This is a genomic window from Streptomyces sp. NPDC093544, from assembly GCF_040683495.1.
Lineage (GTDB): Bacteria > Actinomycetota > Actinomycetes > Streptomycetales > Streptomycetaceae > Streptomyces.
The window spans coordinates 131,973-151,233 of record NZ_JBFBEA010000015.1; the positions used below are offsets into that span (position 1 = coordinate 131,973).

18 protein-coding genes are annotated in these 19,261 nt (G+C 69.3%); 16 read left to right on the forward strand and 2 right to left on the reverse strand.

The genetic code is table 11. From position 1 onward, the window contains the following. Nucleotides 1-105 precede the first annotated feature (105 nt). The 3 genes from AB0N66_RS23580 (at nt 106) to rpsD (ending at nt 3,088) form a co-directional block, all read left to right on the forward strand. Complete coding sequence (locus AB0N66_RS23580) at nt 106-747, forward strand: vitamin K epoxide reductase family protein (protein ID WP_365438422.1); 642 nt, start codon at nt 106-108, stop codon at nt 745-747. Between the two features lie 56 nt (nt 748-803). Further along, entirely contained in the window at nt 804-2,159 is a 1,356-nt protein-coding gene (locus AB0N66_RS23585) for a replication-associated recombination protein A (protein ID WP_365438423.1), read from the forward strand. Between the two features lie 314 nt (nt 2,160-2,473). After that, on the forward strand, nt 2,474-3,088 hold the full coding sequence (gene rpsD, locus AB0N66_RS23590; protein ID WP_365438425.1) for a 30S ribosomal protein S4: 615 nt from the start codon (nt 2,474-2,476) through the stop codon (nt 3,086-3,088). A gap of 33 nt (nt 3,089-3,121) precedes the next feature. Here rpsD and AB0N66_RS23595 read toward each other — a convergent pair whose 3' ends face one another. After that, on the reverse strand, nt 3,122-5,281 hold the full coding sequence (locus AB0N66_RS23595) for a regulator (protein WP_365438427.1): 2,160 nt from the start codon (nt 5,279-5,281) through the stop codon (nt 3,122-3,124). Between the two features lie 161 nt (nt 5,282-5,442). Between AB0N66_RS23595 and AB0N66_RS23600 the strand changes: the two genes are divergently transcribed. The 13 genes from AB0N66_RS23600 (at nt 5,443) to nusB (ending at nt 18,510) form a co-directional block, all read left to right on the forward strand. Next, on the forward strand, nt 5,443-5,886 hold the full coding sequence (locus AB0N66_RS23600; RefSeq protein WP_365438643.1) for a DUF948 domain-containing protein: 444 nt from the start codon (nt 5,443-5,445) through the stop codon (nt 5,884-5,886). A 7-nt stretch (nt 5,887-5,893) separates the two neighbouring features. Continuing rightward, nucleotides 5,894-6,250 (forward strand): DUF6167 family protein, encoded by a 357-nt coding sequence (locus tag AB0N66_RS23605; RefSeq protein WP_365438429.1) that lies wholly within the window; start codon nt 5,894-5,896, stop codon nt 6,248-6,250. After that, nucleotides 6,250-8,922, forward strand: coding sequence for an alanine--tRNA ligase (gene alaS / locus AB0N66_RS23610; protein WP_365438431.1), 2,673 nt, complete (start codon nt 6,250-6,252; stop codon nt 8,920-8,922). The genes AB0N66_RS23605 and alaS overlap by 1 nt, the downstream gene beginning before the upstream one ends. 11 nt (nt 8,923-8,933) lie before the next feature. After that, nucleotides 8,934-9,398 (forward strand): Holliday junction resolvase RuvX, encoded by a 465-nt coding sequence (ruvX, locus tag AB0N66_RS23615; RefSeq protein ID WP_365438433.1) that lies wholly within the window; start codon nt 8,934-8,936, stop codon nt 9,396-9,398. 125 nt (nt 9,399-9,523) lie between these two features. Then, nucleotides 9,524-11,383 carry an endolytic transglycosylase MltG gene (gene mltG, locus AB0N66_RS23620; protein WP_365438435.1) on the forward strand — a complete coding sequence of 620 codons (1,860 nt, stop codon included), beginning with the start codon at nt 9,524-9,526 and terminating at the stop codon, nt 11,381-11,383. After that, nucleotides 11,364-12,206, forward strand: coding sequence for a shikimate dehydrogenase (locus AB0N66_RS23625; RefSeq protein ID WP_365438437.1), 843 nt, complete (start codon nt 11,364-11,366; stop codon nt 12,204-12,206). The genes mltG and AB0N66_RS23625 overlap by 20 nt, the downstream gene beginning before the upstream one ends. 175 nt (nt 12,207-12,381) lie before the next feature. After that, the gene (gene aroC, locus AB0N66_RS23630; protein ID WP_365438439.1) at nt 12,382-13,566 is read left to right on the forward strand and encodes a chorismate synthase; all 1,185 of its coding nucleotides are present in this window, start codon (nt 12,382-12,384) and stop codon (nt 13,564-13,566) included. A gap of 29 nt (nt 13,567-13,595) precedes the next feature. Next, nucleotides 13,596-14,078 (forward strand): shikimate kinase, encoded by a 483-nt coding sequence (locus AB0N66_RS23635; protein ID WP_365438645.1) that lies wholly within the window; start codon nt 13,596-13,598, stop codon nt 14,076-14,078. After that, the gene (gene aroB / locus AB0N66_RS23640; protein ID WP_365438441.1) at nt 14,075-15,166 is read left to right on the forward strand and encodes a 3-dehydroquinate synthase; all 1,092 of its coding nucleotides are present in this window, start codon (nt 14,075-14,077) and stop codon (nt 15,164-15,166) included. The genes AB0N66_RS23635 and aroB overlap by 4 nt, the downstream gene beginning before the upstream one ends. A 235-nt stretch (nt 15,167-15,401) precedes the next feature. Then, a complete protein-coding gene (locus AB0N66_RS23645; protein ID WP_365438443.1) occupies nt 15,402-16,268 on the forward strand; it encodes a Pro-rich N-terminal domain-containing protein in 867 nt (288 codons plus the stop codon). A 72-nt stretch (nt 16,269-16,340) separates the two neighbouring features. Next, complete coding sequence (locus tag AB0N66_RS23650) at nt 16,341-17,447, forward strand: aminopeptidase P family protein (protein ID WP_365438445.1); 1,107 nt, start codon at nt 16,341-16,343, stop codon at nt 17,445-17,447. A 59-nt stretch (nt 17,448-17,506) separates the two neighbouring features. Beyond that, entirely contained in the window at nt 17,507-18,073 is a 567-nt protein-coding gene (efp, locus tag AB0N66_RS23655) for an elongation factor P (RefSeq protein WP_365438447.1), read from the forward strand. A 2-nt stretch (nt 18,074-18,075) separates the two neighbouring features. Beyond that, nucleotides 18,076-18,510: a transcription antitermination factor NusB gene (gene nusB, locus AB0N66_RS23660; RefSeq protein ID WP_365438449.1), complete on the forward strand. Its 435-nt coding sequence runs from the start codon at nt 18,076-18,078 to the stop codon at nt 18,508-18,510. Nucleotides 18,511-18,705: 195 nt separating this feature from the next. Here the strand turns inward: nusB and bldD are convergent, their stop codons facing one another. Next, nucleotides 18,706-19,206 carry a transcriptional regulator BldD gene (bldD, locus tag AB0N66_RS23665; protein WP_067366005.1) on the reverse strand — a complete coding sequence of 167 codons (501 nt, stop codon included), beginning with the start codon at nt 19,204-19,206 and terminating at the stop codon, nt 18,706-18,708. Nucleotides 19,207-19,261 lie beyond the last annotated feature (55 nt).

Here is a 19,261-nt window from a genome sequence, read left to right on the forward strand (position 1 = left end):
GACGACCGTGCGTACTTCCTTATGTCCATCGAACGGTGGACACACGTGTGCGTGCGGCACAATATCCGTGCCCGCAGGCCCCTTCGAAGCTACGGAAACGGCGTGATGAGCAAGACGACAGTCAAGGACGCCTCCACCGACCACGACGACCGCACCGTCACCGCTCCGCGGACGGTCGGCGGCAGTCGTGCGCTCGCCCTGCTGCTGGTGATCACCGGTGCGGCAGGCCTCCTTGCCGCGTGGGTCATCACGATCGACAAGTTCAAGCTGCTGGAGAACCCGGACTTCGTGCCCGGGTGCAGCCTGAACCCGGTCGTGTCCTGCGGCAACATCATGAAGAGCGACCAGGCCGAGGCCTTCGGATTCCCCAACCCGATGCTCGGCCTTGTGACGTACGCCATCGTGATCGGCGTCGGCATGAGCCTGCTGGCTCGCACCACCTTCCCGCGCTGGTACTGGCTGACCTTCAACTTCGGCACGCTCTTCGGCGTCGGATTCTGCACCTGGCTGCAGTTCCAGTCGCTTTACCGCATCAACTCGCTGTGCCTGTGGTGCTGCCTGGCGTGGGTCGCCACGATCATCATGTTCTGGTACGTGACCTCGTCCAACATCCGCAACGGCTTCCTGCCCGCGCCGAACTGGCTGAAGAGCTTCTTCGGCGAGTTCACCTGGGTCCTGCCGGTGCTGCACATCGGGATCATCGGGATGCTGATCCTGACGCGCTGGTGGGACTTCTGGACCAGCTGACAGCTCCGATGACAGCCCCGAGGGGAATGTCAGTGGCGTGACATAGGGTTTTGTCCGTGGAGCCCGACCTATTCACCGCCGCAGCGGAAGAACGCCAGGAGAAGGACCCGTCCAGCAGTCCCCTGGCGGTCCGGATGCGCCCGCGCGTCCTCGACGAGGTCGTGGGCCAGCAGCATCTGCTGAAGCCGGGCTCACCCCTGCGCAGACTGGTCGGCGAGAGCGGTGGAGGCCCGGCCGGACCCTCCTCGGTGATTCTCTGGGGCCCACCCGGCACCGGCAAGACGACCTTGGCGTACGTGGTCTCCAAGGCCACGAACAAGCGCTTCGTCGAGCTCTCCGCGATCACAGCGGGCGTCAAGGAAGTGCGCGCGGTCATCGAGAGCGCCCGCCGTGCCACCGGCGGCTTCGGCAAGGAGACCGTCCTCTTCCTCGACGAGATCCACCGCTTCAGCAAGGCCCAGCAGGACTCCCTCCTCCCGGCCGTCGAGAACCGCTGGGTGACGCTGATCGCCGCTACCACCGAGAACCCGTACTTCTCGGTGATCTCGCCCCTGCTCTCCCGCTCCCTCCTCCTCACCCTCGAACCGCTCAGCGACGACGACCTGCGCGGCCTCCTCAAGCGCGCGCTCTCCGACGAGCGCGGCCTCAAGGACGCCGTCACCCTCCCCGAGGCCGCGGAGGAACACCTGCTGCGGATCGCCGGCGGTGACGCCCGCCGCGCGCTCACCGCCCTGGAGGCCGCCGCCGGGGCCGCGATCGACAAAGGTGAGCCCGAGATCACCCTCCAGACCTTGGAGGAGACCGTCGACCGAGCCGCCGTGACGTACGACCGCGACGGCGACCAGCACTACGACGTGGCGAGCGCCCTCATCAAGTCCATCCGCGGTTCCGATGTGGACGCCGCCCTGCACTACCTGGCCCGGATGATCGAGGCCGGTGAGGACCCCCGCTTCATCGCCCGCCGCCTGATGATCTCCGCCAGCGAGGACATCGGCCTGGCCGATCCGAACGCGCTGCCGATAGCCGTCGCGGCCGCCCAGGCCGTCGCGATGATCGGCTTCCCCGAGGCCGCGCTCACCCTCAGCCACGCCACCATCGCCCTAGCCCTGGCCCCGAAGTCCAACGCCGCGACGATGGCGATCGGCGCCGCCATGGAGGACGTACGCAAGGGGCACGCGGGCCCCGTACCGATGCATCTGCGCGACGGGCACTACAAGGGAGCCGCCAAGCTCGGTCACGCGCAGGGGTACGTGTATCCGCACGACCTGCCCGAGGGCATCGCCCCCCAGCAGTACGCCCCGGAGGAGCTCAAGGACCGGGAGTACTACACCCCGACCCGCCACGGCGCCGAGGCGCGCTACGCGGACGCGGTGGAATGGACCAGGAAGCACCTCGGTCGAGGGCGGTCCTGACCACCCTGTAGAATCCTCGAAGCGCTGCGTCCCGTGTCCGGCTCCGGTCGGCACCACCAGAACGGGACATCCAGCCGGAGCCCCGCCTCCAAGGGGGATTCCAGGAGCGTCGCGCACCGTCGAAGGTGTCGCGGGCAGCCCACCACCCTCCCGGCATCGGGAAACGGTCGGTGGGCCACTCGCGTGCTGCACGTATGTGCCCAGTCCAGGGAGCGGCTGCCCAGCAGGTCCGTAAGGGCCCGCGGGGTTTCCCAGGCTGCGGATGCGACCTCCCTTAACTCTGGTGAGCCGAAACCCGAAAAGAGAGACAGAGAGTGGCGAATCAGCCCCGCCCCAAGGTCAAGAAGTCGCGTGCCCTCGGCATCGCGCTGACCCCGAAGGCCGTCAAGTACTTCGAGGCCCGCCCCTACCCGCCGGGCGAGCACGGCCGTGGCCGTAAGCAGAACTCGGACTACAAGGTCCGTCTGCTCGAGAAGCAGCGTCTGCGCGCGCAGTACGACGTGTCCGAGCGTCAGCTCGTCCGCGCCTACGAGCGTGCCGCCAAGACGCAGGGCAAGACCGGTGAGGCCCTGGTCATCGAGCTGGAGCGTCGTCTCGACGCCCTGGTTCTGCGTTCGGGCATCGCCCGCACGATCTACCAGGCCCGCCAGATGGTCGTCCACGGCCACATCGAGGTCAACGGTGGCAAGGTCGACAAGCCGTCCTTCCGCGTCAAGCCCGACGACGTCGTGATGGTCCGCGAGCGCAGCCGCAGCAAGACGCTGTTCGAGGTCTCCCGCGCCGGTGGGTTCGCCCCCGACGGCGAGACCCCGCGCTACCTCCAGGTGAATCTCGGTGCCCTGGCGTTCCGCCTGGACCGCGAGCCGAACCGCAAGGAGATCCCGGTGATCTGCGACGAGCAGCTCGTCGTCGAGTACTACGCCCGCTGATCATTCTCCGGCGGACGTAGCACCACCTGCGTGTCAGCCCGTCGTCTCCCCGCCCTTCGAGGTGGGCGAGACGACGGGTTTGCGCATGTTCGGAGGCAGCGCGCGCGGCGCCGACAGCGCACCGAGCGGCCGGACTCCGGCTCGCGCCAGCGCCCGCGACACCGCCGCCTCCTGCCCGAGGCGCGCCCCTTCCCGTACGCACTCCTCGTACCGCCCGTCGCCCAGCCGCTCCCGGGCATTCGCCTCGCACTGCTCGTGCGGCGCGTTGTAGTACGCCGAGCCGAACAGCGGCAGCCCCACCGACGGCCACATGCGGGAAGCAGCCCCCTGAAGCAGGGCGGCCTCCGCCGGATCGCCCTCATCCGCGGTGACCAGCGCGAGCAGCTCGATCGCGAGGACCGTGCCGAGCAGATCGTTGAAGGCGTGGCCGATGCCGATGCCCTCCTCCAGGAGACGCCGGGCCCGTGCCTGATCGCCCTTGGCCTGGGCCCCGTACGCCAGGACGTACAACGCGTACGCCAGCGCCCAGCGCTCGCCGTGGTCCTCGCACACCTGGCGGACGTCCTCGCACAGATTCACCGCAGCCGGCAGATCCCCCTGGAACGCCAGGGCCATCGCCAGCTCGACCTGGCCCATCAGCACATTGCTGTTGAGTTCGCCGATCACGTGGTAGCGGTCCAGTGCCGAGCGCAGCAGGGATTCGGCGTGCGGCATGTCGTCCGAGAGCAGGGCCAGGCAGCCGGTGCGGTGCTCTGCATACGCCACCGCGGTGGCGTTGCCGGTACGGTCCGCCTCCGCACGGCACTCCTGCAACGCGGTCAGAGCGGGGACCATGTCGCCCTGCAGAACCGCCACATAGCCCAGCACCCACAGCGCCTTGAGCCGCGACTGATCACGATCGCTGTCGAGTTCGACGCCGCGCTGCAGCCAGTGCCGCCCCTCCGACAGCCGGCCGCAGCCGACCCAGTAGAACCAGAGGGTGCCCGCGAGGTACTGGCCCAGATGCGCCTCACCCGGCTCGGTCAGACAGTGCTCCAGCGCGCGGCGCAGATTGGGCAGCTCCGTCTCCACGCGCGTGGCGACCTCGCCCTGCCGCGGCGAGAACCAGTCCAACTCGCACCAGGTGGCCAGGCCCATGTACCAGTCGCGGTGGCGGCGGCGCAGCCGTGGGCCGTCGCCCGTCGCCTCCAGCCAGTGCGCTCCGTACGCGCCGACCGTGTCCAGCATCCGATAGCGCACGCCCGCCGCGGTCTCCTCGCGGGACAGCACGGACTGCGCGAGCAGCTCGCCCAGGACATCGAGAACGTCGTCGCTGTGCAGTCCCTCCCCGCTGCACACGTACTCGGCGGCCTCCAGGTCGAACTGCCCCGCGAACACCGACAGGCGCGACCACAGCAGCCGCTCCTCGGGCGTACACAGCTCATGGCTCCAGCCGATCGCCGTACGCAAGGTCTGGTGCCGCGGCAGTGCGTCGCGCCCGCCCCCCGTCAGCAGCCGGAAGCGGTCCTCCAGGCGGGACAGCAGCTGCGCGGGGGAGAGGGTGCTCAGCCGCCCCGCCGCCAGCTCGACGGCGAGCGGGATCCCGTCGAGGCGCCGGCACAGCTCCCGGACGTCGGGCCGGTTGCCGCCGTCCAGCGCGAACCCGGGCACCCGGGCCGCCGCCCGGTCCTCGAACAGCTCCGCCGCCTCGTGCTCGGCCAGCGGTGCCAGCGGGAACAGCCGCTCGCCCTCCAGGTCCAGGGGCCGACGCCCCACGGCGAGCACCCGCAGCCCCGGCGCACACCTCAGCAGCTCGCCCACCAGCGAGGCGCACACGTCCACCAGATGCTCGAACCCGTCCAGAACCAGCAGGAGTTGACGCTCGGCGAGATCCTCGAGAAGGACCTGACGCGGCGGCCGCGAGGTCTGATCCGTCAGGCTGAGAGCCTCGACGACGGTGTGCTCGACGAGGTCCGGCTCACGCACCGCGGACAGGTCCACGCGCCAAGCCCCGTCGCGTACGTCCGTCCGCGCCGCGCCGCGCGCCGCGAACCGTGACTTGCCGACGCCTCCCACGCCCGTCACCGTCACCAGGCGGGATGTCTCCAGCGCCTCGGCGAGGTGGGCGAGTTCGGTCGAGCGGCCCACGAACGTGTTGAGTTCCAGGGGCAGGTTGCCGAGCGGTGAACGGCCGGAGCGCTGAAAGCCTCGCATGGGACACGGAGCGTACTGACCCGTATGCGGTCCGTACAATCGCTTGCCGCAGCTCTGGTGCCGGGCGGCGGTAATGCGGTACGGAGCGACGGCCTCGGCGCGATAGGCTCGGGAAACTGTAATTTTGGTTTCCGATGTTCCATGCACGTATCAGGGAGCGGGTGCGGACAGTGTCCGGTGGAGAGGTGGCCGGGATCCTGGTGGCCGTCTTCTGGGCGATCCTGGTCTCCTTTCTCGCCGTCGCGCTGGCGAGGCTGGCCCAGACGCTCAAGGCGACCACCAAGCTCGTGGCGGACGTGACCGACCAGGCCGTCCCCCTGCTTGCCGACGCCTCCTCGGCGGTCCGCTCCGCGCAGACCCAGATCGACCGCGTCGACGCCATCGCCTCCGACGTCCAGGAGGTCACGTCGAACGCGTCGGCGCTGTCCACCACGGTCGCCTCGACCTTCGGCGGCCCCCTGGTCAAGGTCGCGGCGTTCGGCTACGGCGTGCGCCGGGCCATCGGAGGCCGTCGTGAGAACGAGCCCCCCAAGGCGTCCCGCCGCACCGTGATCGTGGGCCGCACCGTCCCGTCGGCGCGACGGGGAAAGCGGAAGAAGGACTGACGCAGCGATGTTCCGCCGTACGTTCTGGTTCACCGCGGGCGCAGCCGCCGGTGTGTGGGCCACCACCAAAGTCAACCGCAAGCTCAAGCAGCTGACCCCCGAAAGCCTCGCGGCACAGGCCGCGAACAAGGCGATCGACGCGGGTCACCGGCTCAAGGACTTCGCGCTCGACGTCCGCGACGGCATGGTCCAGCGGGAGGCCGAACTCGACGAGGTGCTCGGTCTGAACGCGTCCGTCGACCACGAACTGCCGGGCCCCCGACGCCGCGCCGCGATCGAGAACCGCAACAGCTCGGACTACAGCAAGAACCCGACGTACGTCGAGAGGTCGACGTACACGTACAACCGGAATGAGGACCACTGATGGAGTCGGCCGAGATTCGCCGCCGCTGGTTGAGCTTCTACGAGGAGCGCGGTCACACCGTCGTCCCCTCGGCGTCGCTCATCGCGGACGACCCGACTCTGCTCCTGGTCCCCGCGGGCATGGTCCCCTTCAAGCCGTACTTCCTCGGTGAGGTCAAGCCGCCGTGGCCGCGCGCCACCAGCGTGCAGAAGTGCGTACGCACGCCCGACATCGAAGAGGTCGGCAAGACCACCCGGCACGGCACGTTCTTCCAGATGTGCGGCAACTTCTCCTTCGGCGACTACTTCAAGGAAGGCGCCATCACCTACGCCTGGGAGCTGCTCACCTCGCCCCAGGACAAGGGCGGTTACGGGCTCGACCCGGAGCGCCTGTGGATCACGGTCTACCTCGACGACGACGAGGCCGAGCAGATCTGGCGCGAGAAGATCGGCGTCCCCGCCGAGCGCATCCAGCGCCTCGGCAAGAAGGACAACTACTGGTCCATGGGCGTCCCCGGACCCTGTGGCCCGTGTTCCGAGATCAACTACGACCGCGGTCCTGAGTTCGGCGTCGAGGGCGGCCCGGCCGTCAACGACGAGCGGTACGTGGAGATCTGGAACCTGGTCTTCATGCAGTACGAGCGCGGCGAGGGCACCTCGAAGGACGACTTCGAGATCCTCGGCGACCTGCCCAGCAAGAACATCGACACCGGCCTTGGCCTGGAACGCCTCGCCATGATTCTGCAGGACGTGCAGAACCTGTACGAGATCGACACCTCCATGGCTGTCATCAACAAGGCCACCGAGCTGACCGGCGTCGAATACGGCGCCGCCCCGGACTCCGACGTCTCCCTGCGCGTGGTCACCGACCACATGCGTACGTCCGTGATGCTCATCGGCGACGGAGTCTCGCCCGGCAACGAGGGCCGTGGCTATGTGCTGCGCCGCATCATGCGCCGCGCCATCCGCAACATGCGGCTGCTCGGAGCCACCGGCCCGGTCGTGCAGGACCTCGTGGACATCGTGATCGAGATGATGGGCCAGCAGTATCCGGAGCTGGTTTCCGACCGCAAGCGCATCGAGACCGTGGCTCTTGCCGAGGAGGCCGCCTTCGTCAAGACGCTGCGGGCCGGTACGAACATCCTCGACACCGCCGTCACGGAGACCAAGGCCGCCGGCGGCAAGGTGCTGGCCGGCGACAAGGCCTTCCTGCTCCACGACACCTGGGGCTTCCCGATCGACCTCACCCTCGAAATGGCCGCCGAACAGGGCCTTTCGGTGGACGAGGACGGCTTCCGCCGCCTGATGAAGGAGCAGCGGGACAAGGCCAAGGCCGACGCCCGGTCCAAGAAGACCGGCCACGCCGACCTCGGCGCCTACCGCCAGATCGCCGACGCCGCCGGTGAGACCGACTTCATCGGCTACGACCGGACCGAGGGCGAGTCGACGATCGTCGGCATCCTGGTCGACGGCGCCTCGTCGCCCGCTGCCACCGAGGGCGACGAGGTCGAGATCGTCCTCGACCGCACCCCGTTCTACGCCGAGGGCGGCGGCCAGATCGGCGACACCGGGCGGATCAGGCTCGACACCGGTGCCGTCGTCGAGGTCCGCGACTGCCAGAAGCCGGTCCCGGGCGTGTACGTCCACAAGGGTGTCGTCCAGGTCGGCGAGGTCACCGTCGGTGCCAAGGCCCAGGCCTCCATCGACGCCCACCGCCGCAAGTCCATCGCCCGCGCCCACTCGGCCACGCACCTCACGCACCAGGCCCTGCGCGACGCCCTCGGCCCGACGGCCGCCCAGGCCGGTTCCGAGAACCAGCCCGGCCGTTTCCGCTTCGACTTCGGCTCCCCGGCCGCCGTACCGCACACGGTGATGGCCGATGTCGAGCAGCAGATCAACGAGGTGCTCGCCCGCGACCTGGACGTGCACGCCGAGGTCCTGAGCCTCGACGAGGCCAAGAAGCAGGGCGCCATCGCCGAGTTCGGCGAGAAGTACGGCGAGCGCGTCCGCGTCGTCACCATCGGCGACTTCTCCAAGGAGCTGTGCGGCGGCACGCACGTCCACAACACCGCCCAGCTCGGCCTGGTCAAGCTGCTGGGCGAGTCGTCCATCGGCTCCGGCGTACGCCGTATCGAGGCCCTGGTCGGCGTGGACGCGTACAACTTCCTGGCCCGCGAGCACACGGTCGTCGCCCAGCTCCAGGAACTGGTCAAGGGCCGCTCCGAGGAGCTTCCGGAGAAGATCTCCGCCATGCTCGGCAAGCTGAAGGACGCCGAGAAGGAGATCGAGAAGTTCCGCGCGGAGAAGGTCCTCCAGGCCGCCGGCGGTCTCGTCGACTCCGCCAAGGACGTACGCGGTGTCGCTCTCGTCACCGGCCAGGTCCCGGACGGCACAAGCGCCGACGATCTGCGCAAGCTGGTCCTCGATGTGCGCGGCCGCATCCAGGGTGGACGGGCCGCCGTTGTGGCCCTGTTCACGACGGCCAACGGTAAGCCGCTCACGGTCATCGCCACCAACGAAGCCGCCCGCGAGCGGGGCCTCAAGGCCGGCGACCTGGTCCGTACGGCTGCCAAGACCCTCGGCGGCGGCGGTGGCGGCAAGCCGGACGTCGCCCAGGGCGGCGGCCAGAACCCGGCCGCCATCGGCGACGCCATCGACGCGGTCGAGCGGCTCGTCGCCGAGACGGCCAAGTAGGGCCACCGGACATGCGCAGAGGACGTCGTCTCGCGATCGACGTCGGGGATGCCCGTATCGGGGTCGCCTCGTGCGACCCCGACGGGATCCTCGCGACTCCGGTCGAGACGGTCCCGGGGCGCGACGTCCCCGCCGCGCACCGCCGGTTGAAGCAGCTCGTCGAGGAATACGAACCGATCGAGGTGATCGTCGGCCTCCCTCGCTCCCTCAAGGGTGGCGAGGGCCCGGCCGCGGTCAAGGTCCGTGCCTTCACCCAGCACCTCGCCCAGGGCATCGCTCCCGTTCCGGTCCGACTCGTCGACGAGCGCATGACCACGGTGACGGCCAGTCAGGGCCTGCGCGCCTCGGGCGTGAAGTCCAAGAAGGGCAGGTCCGTCATCGATCAGGCAGCCGCCGTGATCATCCTTCAGCAGGCTTTGGAGTCCGAACGGGTGTCGGGTAAATCTCCGGGCGAGGGCGTCGAAGTGGTTGTCTGATCGCGATACGGTAACGTTCCGCGCGATGCGGCTCTGTTCGAACAGCCACCGCACAGCAGAAGAGACGGAACGGAGGCGGTGCCGCAAGCACCGCGTGCCCGCCGCCTCGCGGCTCTAGGGGATCAATGACTGAGTATGGCCGGGGCCCAGGCTCCGAACCGTGGCATCCGGAGGACCCGTTGTTCGGGGACAACGGATGGGGAGGACAGGCCGAAGACGGCCAGTCCCCCTACGGCGGCCAGCCGCAGCAGTATCCGCAGCAGCCGCAACAGCAGCAGCACCAGCAGCAGCACCAGCAGTACGGCGACTGGGCCGCTGGTCAGCAGGGCGGGTACGGCCAGGACCAGCAGCAATATCAGGGGCAGGGCCAGGGCCAGGGGCAGTTCCCTGCTCAGAACCAGCAGTCCTATGTCGACCAAGGGCAGCAGCAGTACGCGGACCAGAGCCAGCAGCAGTACGGCGGCCAGGGTCAGCAGCCGTACGGTGGTCAAGGGCAGCAGCCGTACGCGGACCAGGGTCAGCAACAGCAGTACGTGGACCAGAGCCAGCCGCAGTACGGCGGTCAGGGTCAGCAGCAGTACGACAACAGTGGCTGGGGCAACGGGGCGCAACAGCAGGTCCCCTACGCCGCCGACCCGGCCGACCCGTACGGGGGCCAGCCCGTCGCGTACGGCGCTGAGCAGCCCGACCAGTACGGGACCCCCGACGCCTACCCGCCCCCCGAGCCGCCGGCCCGCCGTCGCGCCGAACCCGAGCCGAAGACCGACTGGGATCCCGGACCGGACCAGGGGGAGCACGCCTTCTTCGCCGGGGGCGGCGACGATGATGACGATGCGGACGACGACGATCCGAAGGGCCGCGGCGGACGCGGTGACAAGAAGGGCCGAGGCGGCGGCAAGGGCAAGAAACGCCGCAGCGGGTGTGCCTGTCTGGTGGTCGTCCTGGTCTTCGGGGGCGGGATCGGCGGAGTCGGGTATTTCGGCTACCAGTTTTACCAGAATCGTTTTGGCGCGGCGCCCGATTATGCCGGGGACGGCACGAGCGAAAGCGTGAACGTCACCATTCCAAAGGGCGCAGTCGGTTATACGATTGGGCAGACCTTGAAGGATGCCGGTGTCGTCAAGAGTGTCGACGCTTTTGTGACTGCGCAATCTCAGAATCCCAAGGGAAATTCCATTCAGGCGGGTGTCTACACGCTCAAGAAGGAAATGTCCGGGGAAAGTGTCGTCGCGCTGATGCTCAGCCCTGAAAGTCGCAACAATCTGATCATTGCCGAGGGTTCACGCAATTCGACGATCTACGAGAAGATCGACGCCCGTCTTGAGGTCAAGAAAGGCACGACCAAGGGCGTTGCGGAGAAAGACTGGGAGAGCCTCGGTCTTCCTGACTGGGCGAACACGGACAAGGACATCAAGGACCCGCTGGAAGGATTCCTCTTCCCCTCCAGCTATCCCGTTTCCAAGGGGATGGAGCCCAAGGAAGTCCTGAAGCAGATGGTCGACCTGGCCAAGGAGAAGTACGCCGACTACGGCCTTGAGTCCAAGGCCGAGGGCCTGAAACTGAAGAACCCGTTGGAGCTTCTCACCGTCGCGAGTCTCGTTCAGGCCGAGGGGAAGACGCATGACGACTTCCGCAAGATGTCGGAGGTCATCTACAACCGGCTGAAGTCCACGAACACGGAGACCAACCAGCTGTTGCAGTTCGACTCGACCTTCAACTATTTGAAGGGTCAGAGTAAGATCAACATCAGCGAGTCCGAGATCAACAGTAACCAGGACCCGTACAACACGTACACGCAGAAGGGCCTCCCGCCCGGGCCCATCGACAACCCTGGTGACGACGCGTTGAAGGCGGCGCTGAATCCCACCAAGGACGGCTGGATCTACTTCGTGGCGACCGACGGTCAGAACAAGACGGAGTTCGCCAAGACATACGCGGAATTCCAGGAGCTCAAGGACAAGTTCAATGACAGCTCAGGCAGCTGACGCACGCCGGGCCGCCGTACTCGGTTCTCCGATCGCCCACTCCCTCTCCCCGGTGCTGCATCGCGCCGCCTACGAGGAACTCGGCCTCAGCGACTGGTCGTACGACCGTTTCGACGTCGATGAGGAGTCGCTGCCCGGGTTCTTCGAGAAGCTCGGACCGGAGTGGGCGGGGCTGTCGCTGACCATGCCGCTGAAGCGGGCCGTGATTCCGCTGCTCGACGAGGTGAGTGAGACGGCGGCCTCCGTAGAGGCGGTCAACACCGTGGTGCTCACCGCGGACGGCCGACGCGTCGGCGACAACACCGACATCCCCGGGATGGTCGCCGCCCTGCGCGAGCGGGGTATCGAGCAGGTGGACTCCGCCGCGGTCCTCGGCGCAGGTGCCACCGCTTCGTCGGCGCTCGCCGCGCTGGCCCGGATCTGTACAGGCGAGGTCGTCGCCTACGTCCGTAGCGCGGAGCGGGCCGCCGAGATGCGGCAGTGGGGCGAGCGGCTCGGCCTGGAGGTGCGGACTCAGGACTGGGCGGACGCCGAGCAGGCACTGCACGCGCCGCTCGTGATCGCCACGACCCCGGCGGGTACGACGGACGCGCTGGCCGCGGCCATTCCCGAGCGTCCCGCCACCTTGTTCGACGTGCTGTACGACCCGTGGCCGACCGAGCTCGCGGCGCGCTGGTCGGCGTACGGCGGTGCCGTGGTCAGCGGGCTCGACCTGCTGGTGCACCAGGCGGTGCTCCAGGTCGAGCAGATGACCGGGCGTTCCCCCGCGCCGCTCGATGCCATGCGGAAGGCGGGCGAGCACGCGCTCGCCGGCGGGCACTGATCCCTCCCTGCCCGCACAGCGTCCGTCCGTCTGCTGGACCTGTGACCGGTTCCCATACGTGGACGTGGGAGGATCGGGGTGGCGGGCCAGGGCCGCGCACCCGGTCGCGCCGTCGCGGTACGCGAGGACGCGCGTACGCAGCAGCAGTACCAGGGCGCGAGCATGAGGAGCACCGTTGAGCAGGTTGCGCTGGCTGACCGCGGGGGAATCCCACGGTCCCGCACTTGTCGCGACGCTGGAGGGACTTCCCGCCGGCGTGCCGATCACCACGGACATGGTGGCGGACCATCTGGCCCGGCGGCGGCTCGGCTATGGGCGCGGTGCCCGGATGAAGTTCGAGCGCGACGAGATCACCTTCCTGGGCGGCGTACGCCACGGGCTCACCCTCGGTTCGCCGGTGGCCATCATGGTCGGCAACACCGAGTGGCCCAAGTGGGAACAGGTCATGTCGGCCGACCCCATCGATCCGGAGATCCTCGCCGATGTCGCCCGCAACGCCCCGCTGACCCGGCCCCGGCCCGGTCACGCGGACCTCGCGGGCATGCAGAAGTACGGCTTCGACGAGGCCCGGCCGATCCTGGAGCGGGCGAGCGCGCGGGAGACGGCGGCGCGGGTGGCGCTGGGTGCGGTGGCCCGTTCGTACCTCAAGGAGACGGCCGGGATCGAGATCGTCTCGCACGTCGTCGAGCTGGCGGCGGCGAAGGCCCCGTACGGCGTCTACCCCAAGCCCTCCGACGTGGCGAAGCTCGACGCCGATCCGGTGCGCTGCCTGGACAGCGACACGTCGAAGGCGATGGTCGCGGAGATCGACCAGGCCCACAAGGACGGCGACACGCTCGGCGGTGTGGTCGAGGTGCTGGCGTACGGCGTGCCGGTGGGACTCGGCTCGCACGTGCACTGGGACCGGCGGCTGGACGCCCGGCTCGCGGCCGCGCTCATGGGTATCCAGGCGATCAAGGGTGTCGAGGTCGGCGACGGTTTCGAGCTGGCCCGGGTGCCGGGCTCGCAGGCGCACGACGAGATCGTCCGCACCGAGGACGGTATCCGGCGCACCTCGGGTCGCTCCGGCGGCACCGAGGGCGGTCTGACCACCGGTGAGCTGCTGCGCGTACGGGCGGCGATGAAGCCGATCGCGACCGTGCCGCGCGCGCTGGCGACCATCGACGTGGCCACCGGCGAGGCGACCAAGGCGCACCACCAGCGCTCGGACGTGTGCGCGGTTCCGGCCGCCGGGATCGTCGCGGAGGCGATGGTGGCGCTGGTTCTCGCGGACGCCGTCGCGGAGAAGTTCGGCGGGGACAGCGTCCCAGAGACGCGCCGCAACGTGCGGTCCTACCTCGAGAACCTGGTCGTACGGTGACCGGTCCGCGGATCGTCCTCGTCGGCCCGATGGGAGTGGGCAAGTCCACGGTGGGCGCGCTGGTCGCCGAGCGGCTCGGCTGTGTCTACCGGGACACCGACGACGACATCGTGGGGGAGCAGGGCCGCACCATCGCCGACATCTTCGTCGACGAGGGCGAGCCGGTCTTCCGCGCGATCGAGAAGCAGGCCGTGAAGCGGGCGCTGGCCGAGCACGACGGTGTCCTGGCGCTCGGCGGCGGCGCGATCCTGGACGAGGAGACACGCGCTCTGCTCGCCGGGCACCAGGTCGTGTACCTCTCGATGGACGTCGAGGAAGCGGTCAGGCGCACCGGCCTCAACACGGCGAGGCCCCTGCTGGCCGTCAACCCGCGCCGGCAGTGGCGCGAGCTGATGGACGCGCGCCGCGACCTGTACACCGAAGTCGCCCGGGCGGTCGTGGCAACCGACGACCGCACCCCCGAAGAGGTCACCCAAGCGGTCCTCGACGCAATGGAGTTGAAGGAAGCATGAGCGAGGCAGTGACCCGCATCCAGGTCGGCGGAACCGCGGGCACCGACCCCTACGAGGTCCTGGTCGGCCGTCAACTCCTCGGTGAGCTCGGCGGGTTGATCGGCGACAAGGCCCAGCGGGTCGCGGTCATCCACCCCGAGTCGCTCGCCGACACCGGTGCGGCCCTCTGCGCCGACCTGGGTGAGCAGGGCTACGAGGCCGTCGCCATCCAGGTGCCGAACGCCGAGGAGGCCAAGACCGCCGAGGTCGCCGCGTACTGCTGGAAGGCGCTGGGACAGTCCGGCTTCACCCGCACCGACGTCATCGTGGGCGTCGGCGGCGGCGCCACCACCGACCTGGCCGGGTTCGTGGCGGCGACCTGGCTCCGCGGGGTGCGCTGGATCGTGGTCCCGACCACCGTGCTGGCCATGGTGGACGCGGCGGTCGGTGGCAAGACCGGCATCAACACGGCCGAGGGCAAGAACCTCGTCGGCTCCTTCCATCCGCCGGCCGGTGTGCTCTGCGACCTGGCCGCGCTGGACTCGCTGCCGGTCAACGACTTCGTGTCCGGGCTCGCGGAGGTCATCAAGGCCGGTTTCATCGCCGACCCGGTGATCCTGGAGCTCATCGAGGAGGACCCCGAGGCGGCCCGCACGCCGGCCGGTCCGCACACGGCCGAGCTGATCGAGCGGTCCATCAAGGTCAAGGCCGAGGTCGTCTCCGGCGACCTCAAGGAGTCCGGGCTGCGCGAGATCCTCAACTACGGGCACACCCTCGCGCACGCCATCGAGAAGAACGAGCGCTACAAGTGGCGGCACGGCGCGGCCGTCGCCGTCGGGATGCACTTCGCCGCCGAACTCGGCCGTCTCGCGGGCCGGCTGGACGACGCGACCGCCGACCGCCACCGCACGATCCTGGAGTCCGTCGGCCTTCCGCTGAGCTACCGCTACGACCAGTGGCCCAAGCTCCTGGAGAACATGAAGGTCGACAAGAAGTCCCGCGGCAACCTGCTCCGCTTCATCGTCCTGGACGGCCTCGCCAAGCCGACCGTCCTGGAAGGGCCCGATCCGGCCGTCCTCCTCGCCGCGTACGGCGAAGTGGGGGAGTAGGCGCGGATCGACGGCTCACGGTGACGTGACTCAAGAGGGCTCACGGCGAAGTGACTTAAGAACGTAACGTCCAACGGGCCCGCACTTGGCCCGATTTGCCCCCGGTCGACGGGCACTTCGCACCCTCCCCGGCCGTTCACACAACGGCGGCCGGGGAAGGTACCGTTCGGTAGCGAGCGGGACCGAGGCTCCGTTCGCCAGCGTCAATTGCCTGTACGAGACGGAGTGGCACCGGATGCAGCACGCAGTGGGGGCTCCGCTGCCGCCGCCCCACCAGCCGGGGCAGGGATCGGCCGCCGGCTGGTCGCCGGCCGGACCGCAGCCCGGACACCCGGGTCCCGTACCCCCGCCACCGTCCGCCCCCGGCTTCACCGGCCCGCCACCGGGACATGCGGCGCCCCACTCACACGTGCCGCATCACACGCCCCCGCAGCACGCCCCGGTGCCGCCCAAGCCGGACACCACCGGCCATGTGCAGCTGCCCCCGGGCGGACCCGTCGCCATGCCGAGCGCGCCGCCCGCCACGGGCCAGGCCGACCCCACGTCCATCACGCTCGCGGTGCTGCTCATCGGCCCCGCGGGCGCTGGGAAGACCAGCGTCGCCAAGTACTGGGCGGCCCACCGCCGGGTCCCCACCGCCCACATCAGCCTCGACGACGTACGGGAATGGGTGCGCTCGGGCTTCGCCGACCCACAGTCGGGGTGGAACGACCATTCGGAGGCGCAGTACCGGCTGGCCCGCCGTACCTGCGGATTCGCCGCACGGAACTTCCTGGCCAACGGCATCTCCTGCATCCTCGACGACGCCGTCTTCCCGGACCGCCCGGTCGTCGGCCTCGGCGGCTGGAAGCGCCACGTAGGGCCGGGCCTGCTGCCCGTCGTCCTGCTGCCGGGCCTGGAGATAGTCCTGGAGCGCAACGCCGAGCGCTCCGGAAACCGCCGCCTCACCGACGAGGAAGTCGCCCGTATCCATGGCCGGATGGCCGGCTGGTACGGCTCGGGACTCCCCATCATCGACAACTCGCAGCTCGACGTACCGACCACGGCCCGTGTCCTGGACGACGTCCTCGCGCGGTCGATCGCCAGCCCGCCCCAGTGGTAGTCCGGACGGGCCTGCCGCCCGTCCAGCCCCGTTGAACCGGCGGCATCGGGCAACCGCTCGTACGCTCGGTTTATGTCAGAGGTGTACGCGGCCCGCCGAGAGCGGCTCCGAGAGCGCTGTACGGCGGGCGGCAGTGCTACGGCGCTAGTCACCCGCCCGGCCAATGTGAGGTATCTCGCCGGCGCGGCCCCGCGCGGCGCCGTCCTCCTGCTCGGCAGGGGTGAGGATCTGCTCTTCTGTGGCGGCCCGCCGAGCGGAGAGGCCGCGGTAGGCCGCCCTGACCAGGCGCTGCGCGTGCAGGTGCTGCCGGGCCCCGGCGGTGACCCGGCCGTCGCCGCGGCCGATGTGGCCCTCGCGCAGGGCGCCGAGTCCCTCGCGGTGGAGGAGCACCACCTGACCGTGACCCGGCACCGTGCCCTCGGCTCGGTGGCGCCACGGCTGCGCTTGGCCGACCTCGGCGGCGCGGTGGAGCAGCTGCGGGTGATCAAGGACGAGGAGGAGATCTCCTGTCTGCGGATCGGCGCCGAGATCGCCGATCAGGCGCTGGGCGAACTCCTCGAATCGATCCTCGTCGGCAGGACCGAGCGCCATCTCGCGCTTGAGCTGGAGCGCCGCCTCGTCGATCACGGCGCCGACGGCCCGGCCTTCGCGACCTCGGTCGGTACAGGGCCGAACTCAGGGCGCCGTGGCCACCGGCCCACGGACCGAAGGGTCGAGGAGGGAGATTTTCTCTCCGTCTGCCTCGGCGCGAGCTACCGCGGCTACCGCTGCGAGATCGGCCGTACGTTCGTGATCGGGACCTCGCCCGCCGACTGGCAGATCGAGCTGTACGACCTCGTCTTCGCCGCCCAGCGCGCCGGACGCGAGGCGCTGACACCGGGCGCCGCCTACCGCGATGTGGACCGCGCGGCCCGCCAGGTACTGGACTCCGCGGGGTATACGGAAGGCCTGTCTCCGCTGACCGGGCACGGTGTGGGGCTCGAAATCGACGAGGACCCGCAGCTGGCTCCCGCAGCCATGGGTAAACTGGACGCTTGCGTGCCGGTCACCGTCGAACCGGGGGTCCACCTCCCGGGACGGGGCGGTGTCCGGATCGATGACACGCTCGTCGTACGCCCCGAGGCGGACGGCGGACCCGAGCTACTCACCATTACGACCAAGGAACTGCTCGCGCTCTAGCCTTCGAGCTGCGCGCGTGCCCCTGGGTCGTCCACGTCAGTCCAGGAGATTCCGCAACCGTGGCTTCCACGAACGACCTCAAGAACGGCCTGGTGCTCAAGCTCGACGGAGGCCAGCTCTGGTCCGTCGTCGAGTTCCAGCACGTCAAGCCCGGCAAGGGCCCGGCCTTCGTGCGCACCAAGCTGAAGAACGTGCTCTCCGGCAAGGTCGTCGACAAGACGTTCAACGCCGGCGTCAAGGTCGAGACGGCCACGATCGACAAGCGTGACATGCAGTTCTCGTACATGGACGGCGAGTACTTCGTCTTCATGGACATGGACACGTACGACCAGCTGATGGTCGACCGCAAGTCCGTCGGCGGTGCCGCCAACTTCCTGATCGAGGGCTTCACGGCCACCGTCGCGCAGCACGAGGGCTCCGTGCTCTTCGTCGAGCTGCCGGCCGCCGTCGAGCTCGTCATCCAGGAGACCGAGCCCGGCGTCCAGGGCGACCGCTCCACCGGCGGCACCAAGCCCGCCACCCTGGAGACCGGTCACCAGATCAACGTCCCGCTCTTCATCACCACCGGTGAGAAGATCAAGGTCGACACCCGCACGAGCGACTACCTCGGCCGGGTGAACAGCTAACCGTGGCTGCCCGCAACACGGCCCGCAAGCGCGCCTTCCAGATCCTCTTCGAGGGCGACCAACGCGACACGGACGTTCAGACGGTCCTCGCGGACTGGATCCGGCACTCCCGGACCGACACCCGGCAGCCGCCGGTGAGCGAGTACACGATGCAGCTGGTCGAGGGGTACGCCACCAAGGCGAGGCGGATCGACGACCTCATCGCGCAGTACTCCGTCGGCTGGACGCTCGACAGGATGCCGGTCGTCGACCGCAACATCCTGCGCCTCGGTGCCTACGAACTGATCTGGGTCGACGAGACCCCGGACGCCGTGGTGCTCGACGAGGCGGTGCAGCTGGCGAAGGAGTTCTCCACGGACGATTCGCCCGCGTTCGTGAACGGCCTCCTCGGCCGGCTCAAGGACCTGAAGCCGTCACTGCGCCGGGACGAGTCCTGAGACGAACCTCAGGACGTACGGAACGGCGCGCGAAAGTCATGAAAACGCCGGAGGGCCCGCAGCACGTCCGCTGCGGGCCCTCCGGCGTATCCCTGCCCGGGAGGTCTCCGAGGGCCGCAGAAAGCCGCCGGGGTGGCCGGAACGATGTGTTCCGGCCACCCCGGCGGCACGTTTCTGCTGAAGTGCGGGCTGGGATCAGCCCTCGTCGTGGGAGACCGCGCGGCGCGCGTCCGCGTCCAGGACGCCCCAGCTGATCAGCTGCTCGGTGAGGACCGAGGGCGACTGGTCGTAGATGACGGCGAGCGTGCGCAGGTCGTCCTGGCGGATCGACAGCACCTTGCCGTTGTAGTCACCGCGCTGCGACTGGATCGTCGCCGCGTAGCGCTGCAGGGGGCCCGCCTTCTCCGCCGGCACGTGGGCCAGGCGCTCCAGGTCCAGGACCAGCTTCGGCGGCGGCTCGGCGGCCCCGCCCGGAGTGGTGCCGGGCAGCAGCTCCTGCACCGGAACCCCGTAGAAGTCCGCGAGCTCGGCAAGACGCTGCACGGTGACGGCGCGGTCTCCGCGCTCGTACGAACCGACCACGACCGCCTTCCAGCGTCCCTGGGACTTCTCCTCGACGCCGTGGAGGGAAAGGCCCTGCTGGGTGCGGATGGCCCGGAGCTTGGCCCCGAGCTGTTTGGCGTATTCGCTGGACATATAGCTCCCCGGACGTTGTATCAACGTGCGGCTCGGCCGCGCGGCTTGTGACTCT

What these genes read in the sequence shown, in the direction of transcription:
- ruvX (WP_365438433.1), top strand. Translation starts at nt 8,934, where the DNA reads ATGCGCAGAGGACGTCGTCTCGCGATCGACGTCGGGGATGCCCGTATC.
- AB0N66_RS23625 (WP_365438437.1), top strand. Translation starts at nt 11,364, where the DNA reads ATGACAGCTCAGGCAGCTGACGCACGCCGGGCCGCCGTACTCGGTTCT.
- aroB (WP_365438441.1), top strand. Translation starts at nt 14,075, where the DNA reads ATGAGCGAGGCAGTGACCCGCATCCAGGTCGGCGGAACCGCGGGCACC.
- AB0N66_RS23635 (WP_365438645.1), top strand. Translation starts at nt 13,596, where the DNA reads ATGGGAGTGGGCAAGTCCACGGTGGGCGCGCTGGTCGCCGAGCGGCTC.
- mltG (WP_365438435.1), top strand. Translation starts at nt 9,524, where the DNA reads ATGACTGAGTATGGCCGGGGCCCAGGCTCCGAACCGTGGCATCCGGAG.
- AB0N66_RS23650 (WP_365438445.1), top strand. Translation starts at nt 16,341, where the DNA reads ATGTCAGAGGTGTACGCGGCCCGCCGAGAGCGGCTCCGAGAGCGCTGT.
- AB0N66_RS23580 (WP_365438422.1), top strand. Translation starts at nt 106, where the DNA reads ATGAGCAAGACGACAGTCAAGGACGCCTCCACCGACCACGACGACCGC.
- AB0N66_RS23595 (WP_365438427.1), bottom strand. Translation starts at nt 5,281, where the DNA reads ATGCGAGGCTTTCAGCGCTCCGGCCGTTCACCGCTCGGCAACCTGCCC.
- bldD (WP_067366005.1), bottom strand. Translation starts at nt 19,206, where the DNA reads ATGTCCAGCGAATACGCCAAACAGCTCGGGGCCAAGCTCCGGGCCATC.
- AB0N66_RS23605 (WP_365438429.1), top strand. Translation starts at nt 5,894, where the DNA reads ATGTTCCGCCGTACGTTCTGGTTCACCGCGGGCGCAGCCGCCGGTGTG.
- AB0N66_RS23645 (WP_365438443.1), top strand. Translation starts at nt 15,402, where the DNA reads ATGCAGCACGCAGTGGGGGCTCCGCTGCCGCCGCCCCACCAGCCGGGG.
- alaS (WP_365438431.1), top strand. Translation starts at nt 6,250, where the DNA reads ATGGAGTCGGCCGAGATTCGCCGCCGCTGGTTGAGCTTCTACGAGGAG.